Origin of the sequence: Streptomyces albicerus (assembly GCF_008905045.1) — a bacterium.
In the GTDB taxonomy this organism is placed as follows: domain Bacteria; phylum Actinomycetota; class Actinomycetes; order Streptomycetales; family Streptomycetaceae; genus Streptomyces; species Streptomyces albicerus.
In genome coordinates, this window is sequence record NZ_VWMY01000092.1 from 28,315 (window position 1) to 35,514 (window position 7,200).

7 protein-coding genes and 2 pseudogenes are annotated in these 7,200 nt (G+C 69.1%); 5 read left to right on the top strand and 4 right to left on the bottom strand.

Going from position 1 to position 7,200, the window contains the following annotated elements; genetic code table 11:
• Both GAS53_RS47985 and GAS53_RS47990 read left to right on the top strand, forming a co-directional pair.
• The coding region (locus tag GAS53_RS47985; protein ID WP_151484094.1) for a ribonuclease J at positions 1 to 804 on the top strand (804 nt) is incomplete at its 5' end.
• 28 nt (positions 805 to 832) lie between these two features.
• The gene (locus tag GAS53_RS47990; protein ID WP_151484095.1) at positions 833 to 1,570 is read left to right on the top strand and encodes a polyamine aminopropyltransferase; all 738 of its coding nucleotides are present in this window, start codon (positions 833 to 835) and stop codon (positions 1,568 to 1,570) included.
• A gap of 255 nt (positions 1,571 to 1,825) precedes the next feature.
• Here GAS53_RS47990 and GAS53_RS47995 read toward each other — a convergent pair whose 3' ends face one another.
• Positions 1,826 to 2,491, bottom strand: coding sequence for an antibiotic biosynthesis monooxygenase (locus GAS53_RS47995; RefSeq protein WP_151484096.1), 666 nt, complete (start codon positions 2,489 to 2,491; stop codon positions 1,826 to 1,828).
• Between the two features lie 163 nt (positions 2,492 to 2,654).
• Here GAS53_RS47995 and GAS53_RS48000 point away from each other — a divergent pair, with 163 nt between their 5' ends.
• A complete protein-coding gene (locus GAS53_RS48000; RefSeq protein ID WP_225859571.1) occupies positions 2,655 to 3,326 on the top strand; it encodes a TetR/AcrR family transcriptional regulator in 672 nt (223 codons plus the stop codon).
• A gap of 465 nt (positions 3,327 to 3,791) precedes the next feature.
• Here GAS53_RS48000 and GAS53_RS55755 read toward each other — a convergent pair whose 3' ends face one another.
• Positions 3,792 to 3,965, bottom strand: a complete 174-nt coding sequence (locus tag GAS53_RS55755) for a hypothetical protein (protein ID WP_192583614.1) — start codon at positions 3,963 to 3,965, stop codon at positions 3,792 to 3,794.
• Positions 3,966 to 4,119: 154 nt separating this feature from the next.
• Here GAS53_RS55755 and GAS53_RS48005 point away from each other — a divergent pair.
• Positions 4,120 to 4,383, top strand: a pseudogene (locus GAS53_RS48005) (IS30 family transposase); the annotation flags it as partial.
• 423 nt (positions 4,384 to 4,806) lie between these two features.
• On the opposite strand, the gene GAS53_RS48010 reads toward GAS53_RS48005, so the two are convergent.
• Positions 4,807 to 5,256 (bottom strand): VOC family protein, encoded by a 450-nt coding sequence (locus tag GAS53_RS48010; RefSeq protein ID WP_151484098.1) that lies wholly within the window; start codon positions 5,254 to 5,256, stop codon positions 4,807 to 4,809.
• Between the two features lie 80 nt (positions 5,257 to 5,336).
• On the opposite strand from GAS53_RS48010, the pseudogene GAS53_RS58870 reads away from it, so the two are divergent.
• A pseudogene (locus GAS53_RS58870) lies at positions 5,337 to 5,701 on the top strand (IS701 family transposase); the annotation flags it as partial.
• A gap of 195 nt (positions 5,702 to 5,896) precedes the next feature.
• Here the strand turns inward: GAS53_RS58870 and GAS53_RS48020 are convergent.
• On the bottom strand, positions 5,897 to 6,775 hold the full coding sequence (locus GAS53_RS48020) for a universal stress protein (RefSeq protein ID WP_151484100.1): 879 nt from the start codon (positions 6,773 to 6,775) through the stop codon (positions 5,897 to 5,899).
• Positions 6,776 to 7,200 lie beyond the last annotated feature (425 nt).

Genomic DNA, 7,200 nt, shown 5'->3' on the forward strand with positions numbered 1-7,200 from the left:
ATGGAGAAGCTGCCGGACCACAAGATCACTCTGGTGTGCACCGGATCCCAGGGCGAGCCCATGGCCGCTCTCTCCCGGATGGCCAACCGCGACCACGTGATCCGCATCGGCAAGGGCGACACCGTCCTGCTCGCCAGCTCCCTCATCCCCGGCAACGAGAACGCCATCTACCGGGTGATCAACGGCCTGACCCGGTGGGGCGCCCACGTCGTCCACAAGGGCAACGCCAAGGTGCACGTCTCCGGCCACGCCAGCGCCGGGGAGCTCGTCTACTGCTACAACATCGTCAAACCCCGCAACGTCATGCCCGTCCACGGCGAATGGCGCCACCTGCGGGCCAACGCCGACCTCGCCATCCGTACCGGCGTCGACCCCGACCGGGTCGTCATCGCCGAGGACGGAGTCGTCGTCGACCTCGTCGACGGCCGCGCCACGATCACCGGCAAGGTACCCGCGGGCAACGTCTACGTGGACGGCATGGAAGTCGGCGGCGCCACCGAAGCGTCCCTCAAGGACCGCCTCACCCTCGCGGAGGAAGGCGTGGTCACCGTGGTGGCGATCGTCGACGCCGACACGGGCGCCCTGGCCGAGACGCCCGACTTCCTGGCCCGCGGATTCGTCCACGACGACACCACCTTCGAACCCGTCATCCCCGTCATCGAAAAGACCCTGGCCACCGCAGCCCAGGAAGGCGTCGGCGACGCACACCAACTGGAACAGCTCATCGCCCGCGCCGTGGCCAACTGGGCCTTCCGCACCCACCGCCGCAAGCCCCTCATCATCCCCGTCATCATCGACGCCTGACCCCAGGCAGGCAGAGAAAGGTGCACGGATGAGCGCGCGCTTCGAAGAGATCGACTGGCGCCCGACGGCGATGGGCGACATCAGTCTGCGGCGCCGACGGGACCCGGCCTCGGGCGACGATGTGTACGAGGTGAAACTCGGGGACGAGTTCTTGATGTCCAGCCTCTTCACCGCGGGCGAGATCGACCTCAGCCGGCTCGGCCTGGCGAAGCTGCCGAACACCGAACCTGAGGAACTCGACGTCGCCGTGGGCGGGCTCGGCCTCGGCTACACCGCCCGAGCCGCCCTGGACGACCCACGCGTCCGCTCTCTGATCGTCATCGACGCACTCGGCGAGGTCATCGACTGGCACCAGCGCAGACTCGTACCACTCGGTGCCTCCCTGGCGTCGGACCCCCGCTGCCGCCTGGTCCAGGGCGACTTCTTCGCGATGGTCGCAGACTCCCGCGGCCTCGACCCCCAGACCCCGGATCGCCGTTTCCACGCCATCCTGCTGGACATCGACCACTCGCCGCGCCATGTGCTGCACCCCCGTCACGCGGCGCTCTACCAGCCTGCCGGGATGCGCGCCCTCGCCAGCCGTCTCCACCCCGACGGCGTCTTCGCTCTCTGGTCGAACGACCCGCCGGACGAAGAGTTCAACTCCGTCCTCGCGGAGGTCTTCGCGGAATCCGAAGCCCACGTCGTCGACTTCGACAACCCCCTGCAGGAAGGAACCGCGGCCAACACCGTCTACGTGGCACGGAAAGCCGCTGACGCGAACTGATGTGTAGCTGACGCCGCTGGCCACGCGGGAACGCCGCGGGCCAAGTCCGTTGATCCACCATGCGCGGCCTGCTAGAGATTTCGGACCGGCTCGGCGACCAAGACGCCCCGGCCACACCACAGGTGCGAGCGCGGTTTCGTGAGCGGCTCGACGTGAGGCCAGCAGCAGCACCGTCAGCGTGGCCCGCCCCGAAGCGCGGGCGCCGCGCCCTCGCGCGACATGGACCGGTCCGTCCGGTGAGGTTCCAGCGCCCGCTCAGGCCGCGGCCAAGGCGGTGTGCAGATGCCAGCGCCGGTAACCGCAGGGCCGCACTCCCGGGATCTCGCCGCTGACCCGTTGCCGGACGCCCTTGGGGTCGGGGGCGGTGAACGCGTCGAGGTGGGACTGCTCGTCGCTCCACTCCGCATAGTTGAACACCCGGGTGCCATCGGCGCTGAGGTGGAAGTGCGCGGCGATCGAGCCGGGCACCGGGGCCACGTCCTCGGTCATCGCGAACAGCTCGTCGACGAAGTGCCGTTGCCGTTCCGGTCCGTCCACATCGAACACCGGCGTCACGACGCAGCCCACCGCACCGTGTGGACCGCCCTCGCTGACGCGTGAGCGGTGCAGGCGGTAGCGCACCGGTTCGGACGGTTCGGTGCCGGGGATGCCCGGTCCGTACGGTGCGGGAGCGGCAAGAGCGGCATCGAGAGCGGCGTCACCGGTCCACTGCTCGTACGCCATCAACGCCTGCCCGTCGGTACTGGTGAACAGCGACCAGCTCAACAGCCCCTCCGGCCACGGCCCTTCACTCCGGCCAACGACCGCTGTCTCGGCCGCTTTCCGCTGGTTCTCCTCGTCGCCCAGGTGCCGGACGGTGATCACCACGGTATGCACATTGGCGCGGGTGATCTCGGGCGGCGTCTCGATACGGCGATTCATGCGACAGCTCTCCCCACAGGTCGGTCAGGACGGGTCAGGACGGGCAGGGCACAGCCCGGCCCGCCGCCACTCAAGAAAGCGAGACTGAGTCCAACTCTGCCACGAGTACCGAAATGGATCCAGGGCCATTCAAGCCTGAGTCCTGTTTCTGTATCCTGGCCCCGTGGCCACCGACTTCTCCGCCTCCGACGGCGACAGCGCCCTGCCGCTGCGCGAACGCAAGAAGCAGCGCACCCGCCGCGCCCTCGCCGACGCCGCACTGGACCTGTTCAGTGAGCGCGGCTTCGACCGCGTCACCCTCGAAGAGCTCACGGCCCACGCGGAAATCGGCCGCAGCACCTTCTTCCGCTACTACGGCACCAAAGAAGATGTCGCCATGGCCGCCGAGGGCGAACTGTGGGACGCCTACACCACCCACTTCGCCCAGCAAACCGCCCACGGCCCGGCCCTCGACGCGCTGCGCACCTCGCTGACCGCGGCCATCCTGTCCATGCCCGACGACTGGGACCACCGCTTCCTGCGCACCCGCCGCCTCGCCGCCGGCACCCCCGTCCTGCGCGACCACAGCATCCTGTCCTCCATGAAGGCCCAGCAGCGCCTCGTCAAAATCCTCGAAGAACGCCTCGACACCGACAGCCGCGACGACGTCCGGCTGCGCCTGCTCGGCGAGTTCGCCCTCAGTGCCTGGCGCTGCGGCGCCCGCAACTGGGTCGCCGGCCGCGGCCCCGGCGGCTACGACAAACGCCGCGGACACGGCGGCACCAAAACTCTGGCCCGACGCGTCGAGGAAGCCTTCGACGCCATCCCGGCAAGCCTCGCCCTGGACCTGACCTGAGAGATCGGAAGGCGCATTTCCGTCCGGACGGACGAGCTCCGTCGTACCTGGTCATCGCACGGCGTTCCGAGAATGCCAAGACCCGACTGCACCGTTGGCAGCTCCTGTCGACCATGGCAACGGTCTCGGTGTCGTCCAGGCCGTCGTACGCCTGGAGGATCTCCCGCATCAGGGGCACCCGGGCAGGGCAAAGTCTGTACGACCCAGGCCGGGGACATGATGCCTGGCATCCGGCGTGACGCGGCTCCACGCCTCCAGCGGCCGCTGAGGCCAGAGGGCGACCGATTTCCGGGTGGGACGGCAGCTCGGCGAACAGCCACTCTCTCTGCCCGCCCCTTGAGGCATCGCCCAGTTCGAATCCGCGACAGTACGCACGGAGGGGTTTCCTCGCACTCGCTTGGTAGGTGGGGTCGTGGCGGGCAGACAGTCTGGGGAAAACAGCGGGTTCATCGAGGCGCGGGGTGATCATGTCGAGGTCGCGCAGCGCGGCGTCCACTTCGGAGTACTGGCCGCGCAGTCCTTCCAGGCGCCGTCACAGGCCTCGATGCTTTCGCGGGCCTTGTCGACGGCTTCGTTGGTGATGTTGTTCGTCTGGGTGGCGTTCTGAGAGAACGGCGCGGCCTGGGCCAGCCCGGTCATGTGACCGGTGTTGATCCGAGTTTCAGGAAGAGAGGGCTGGCCATAGGCGTTCAGACAGTTCCAATACCCGACTCCACCATTAGTCAAGGAAGTTCGCCTGCGTGATGCGGCCGAGCGCGTCACCCAGATGCAGTTCGACCGCCACGGCACCCGCATCTGGGGCGCGGTCACCAGCGTGCTCGACCGCACCACCCGCTACGTCAAGCTCCTGCACCTGCCGGACGGCCGCACCGCCGAGCACGTCCGCGACGCGCTCGTGCATACCTTCGCTGGCCTGCCCGCCGAACTCGCCCGCTCGCTGACCTGGGATCAAGGCAGCGAGATGAGCCGACACGACGAGTTCACCCGCGCCACCAACGTCCCGCTCTACTTCTGTGAGCCGGCCAGCCCGTGGCAGCGCGCCTCGAACGAGAACACCTATTGGTGCAGCCTTGGCGGGCCGGGCTTCTTCGACGGGAGAGGCTCGGCGGGAGCACCCGGTGATTCGGAGAACACGTGCCGGAAGGCTTTCCGTTGAGATGTCCACGGCGGTCCACAGGGCGAGAGCCCTGGCCTGGGAGTGACTTGATAGAAGCCTGCTGAGCCGTCGGGGGTCCGTGGGTTCGTGGCGAACACGCCATGTCGGATTCGAGGCCGGCCTGGAGAAGTTGCCGTGCGAAGTCCGCGTAACGGATGGCGGTTTTCTCGTCGATACCGAAGACGAGCGCGAGGAGGAGCGGGCCGGCGCCGTCGAGGCCCTGTTCTCCTACAGCTACAGCCGCGGTGCAGCGGCTGGGGTCGGTGGCGTCTTGGTCCAGGCGAAGGCTTCCTTGGAGGCGATGGCGACGCTGTTTCTCGGCCTTCAGCGGTTGCCGGCCGGTGGGTCGGCCAGGATGCCCTGCAGGATCCCGGTGGCCTGGCCGACTTCGATGAGGTAGCCGTCCGGGTCCCGCATGTAGCAGCGCAGTTCGGCCTTACGATCGAGCGGTTCGGTGAGGAATTGGGCCCCTTGCGAGCTCCACCGCTGGTAGCAGTCCTGGATGTCGGCCACCCGGATGTTGAGGAAGCTGCTCGTGGTGTTGGGGTCGGTGGGGGGCTGCAGGGTGATGCCCGGCTTATCCGGGGTGGGACCGCCACCGGGGTTCATGATGATCCAGCTGTTGGCGAGCTGGACGACGCAGGGGTTCTCCGCCTGGACGACGTGCCCGCCGAGGACGTCGGCGTAGAAGACCCGCAAGCGAGCCACGTCAGAAACCGTGAGGAAGTGCGTGAGCAGGATGCCCGTCTCGGGCGCCGGAAAGTCGCCGGCCATGTCAGTCTCCCTTGGTGAGTCCGCGTGCGCACAGGTGTTGCCGGGTGAGACGCGGCACTGCCTCATCGTGCCAGCTGCCCCCGGCCGCCGAAACTTGGACACGGTGCCCGCGCCGCCATCCGGCCGCCGATCTCACCGAAGCGGTACGGCTCTACGGGCTGCGGCACTGGGTCGAGCAGAGCTACAAGCAGGTCATGGACGAACTCGACTGGGCCGACTTCCAGGTCCGCTCTGATACCGGCATCCGCCGCCACCAAACCCTCGTGAACTGTGCGTTCAGCTTCTGCTGGAACACCTGGTTCACCCCAACCCACCCCAGCCCGCTCCGGTCGGCCCACCACCCGAGCCTGATGCACCGTCAGGCCCGGCAGAGAGGGGGAGAACCCGAATCCCAGCAGCCCCGACCGGCCTGCTGGCCCCAGGCCATCCGCGCCGTCCGCTGCTGGACTCCGGCAAAGACGACGTGCGCCCCGCGGGCGTCTTGGAACAGGGCAGCACCAGCGCCCCACCCGGATCAGCGCCGCCGTGCGTCCTGATCGCCGTGGGGACGTGGCGCTGGCCACTACTTCACGGCGCAGGTCCACAAGAAGGCAGCAACGGTGCTGTTCCAGGGGAGTCGCCCCAGGTGCCGGTGAGCCGATCAGAGGTCGGAGCGCACCACAGTGACCGGGCAGTGGGCGTGGTGGAGGGCGGCCTGGCTGACCGATCCCAGGAGCAGGCCGGTAAATCCACCGTGCCCGCGTGCGCCGACCACCATCAGTTGGGCGCCCTTGCTCGCTTCGATCAGGGCCGGGCGGGTGCGCCCGCGGACCAGATGGGGCCGTACGGTGACGCCCGGGTACTGGTCGCGGTGTCCTGAGAGGGCCTCGGTCAGCGCTTGCTCTTCCTCCTGCCTGAGCCGGTCCACGTCGCCCACCAGCTCCACCGGGTGGCCCAGAGCGTGCTCGCCGTGGTCGGTCCAGGTGCTCCAGGCGTGGAGCGCTATCAGGTCGGTGCCCCGCAGGGCGGCCTCGGAGAAGCCGAAGGCGATGGCGGGCTGCCCTTGGGGGGAGCCGTCGACGGCCACCAGCACCGGACCGGCCGGGTCCGGGCGTCCCCGAACGACCATCACCGGGCAGTGGGCGTGCGCGCTCAGATGTACAGCGGTGGAACCCAGAAGCAGCTCGGCGAAGCCCCCGGAGCCTCGGTGGCCGAGCACGATGAGCTGCGCCGTGCGCGACTGTGCGCACAGGACCGTCGATGCCTCACCGGCGATCACGGCGTGACTCACGTGCAAGCCGGCGGCCTGGCTCCGCCCGCGGTCCACGGCGTCCGCCACGATCCGTTCGACCGTTTCGTACAGGGCGCCGGTGGGAGGTCCAAGCGGCGACGAACCGGGCGGTGCGTGCATGGCAGGCCACAGAAAGGCATGCACCACGCGCAGTTCCGCACCGCACAGCGACGCCTCCCGGGTTGCGGCGTCCACCGCTGCCAGGGCTGAGGGTGAACCGTCCACTCCCACGACCACCGGCCCGTTCATCGCCTGCTTCTCCCCTCGGGGGCGCCCGTTGCCAGGCGCATGCCGCGCCGGGGCACGGTCTCCACGGGAGCCAGGTTCACCAGGGGCGCTCACCCTGCCGTGCTGCCCTCTCCTTCCCCGGCTTCCCCCGGGCCCTGGCCCGAGGCCACAGGGCGCCCGATGGCCCGCGGAATACCCCTGTGCGCTGCGGGCCGGTCCTGCGGTACGCCGCACAGGGCGCTGCACGAGAGAGAGGCCCCCTTACGGCAGGCAGCACGGACAAGGAGGACCGGAAACCCGTGCCACCGTCACGCCAACACGTCGGTCAGTGGCACGGCCTCCGAGACACCGGCGCCGAGCGACGCCCAGGCTCAGAACGCCCGTGGAGACATCACCGTCTCCACCCCGTCGATCACAGCGGTACAGCGGGGCGCGCCGGGCCCGGG

Coding starts and splice junctions, on each gene's coding strand:
- GAS53_RS47990 (WP_151484095.1), top strand. CDS start 833: ATGAGCGCGCGCTTCGAAGAGATCGACTGGCGCCCGACGGCGATGGGC.
- GAS53_RS47995 (WP_151484096.1), bottom strand. CDS start 2,491: ATGAATCGCCGTATCGAGACGCCGCCCGAGATCACCCGCGCCAATGTG.
- GAS53_RS48010 (WP_151484098.1), bottom strand. CDS start 5,256: ATGGCCGGCGACTTTCCGGCGCCCGAGACGGGCATCCTGCTCACGCAC.
- GAS53_RS55755 (WP_192583614.1), bottom strand. CDS start 3,965: ATGACCGGGCTGGCCCAGGCCGCGCCGTTCTCTCAGAACGCCACCCAG.
- GAS53_RS48020 (WP_151484100.1), bottom strand. CDS start 6,775: ATGAACGGGCCGGTGGTCGTGGGAGTGGACGGTTCACCCTCAGCCCTG.